The sequence below is a fragment of the Vibrio sp. 1288 genome (genome assembly GCF_033344475.1).
This window is the reverse complement of record NZ_JAWPOX010001105.1, coordinates 1-523: the sequence shown is the minus strand read 5'-3', so window position 1 is coordinate 523 and position 523 is coordinate 1. Positions and strand designations below refer to the sequence as shown.

Sequence of the window (523 nt, the reverse complement as noted above, 5' to 3'; positions counted from 1 at the left end):
AGATGTTATACTTTCTATAATTCCCGTTTGTTTTATGATCAACTTCAGTGTCAAACCCGAGTTTAGAAAGAAAATCATTTATTGCCCGTGTTTTATAGCCTTCAGAATGTGACTGTGAAGTGATGGGCTTCAACATAGTATTCATCGAACTCAGTTTTTTACAGAGTGCGGAATTACCATTTAATAACTGGTTGATGATATCATAAGCTTCATAATAACTGGATTTAGGGATAGAATGCTTCTGGTCAATACGTTCAATAGATATGTTTAAAGTTTTAAAAAGAACATTCATCAGATTAAAAAGGGGCTGGTCTGATGTTTTAGTCTGGCGCCACTCAGTATATTCTTGCAAATGTTCTAATAACGAAGCTTTGTTTCTAGAAAATGAGATTGCGTCGTCAGTCAAATAATCAATTTGAATATGCAACCTTTCTGAAATCACTCTCTTTTCAGCAGCACTCAGTTGCAAGTTGTTTGCTTGGCCTGATTGAATGACTTCATTAGCTTCATCCAGGTCAGTGAC

The 523-nt window shown here is 35.6% G+C and carries 1 pseudogene; it reads right to left on the bottom strand.

Features of this window, described 5'->3' with window-relative positions:
• A pseudogene (locus tag R8O11_RS31140) lies at window positions 1-523 on the bottom strand (hypothetical protein); the annotation flags it as partial.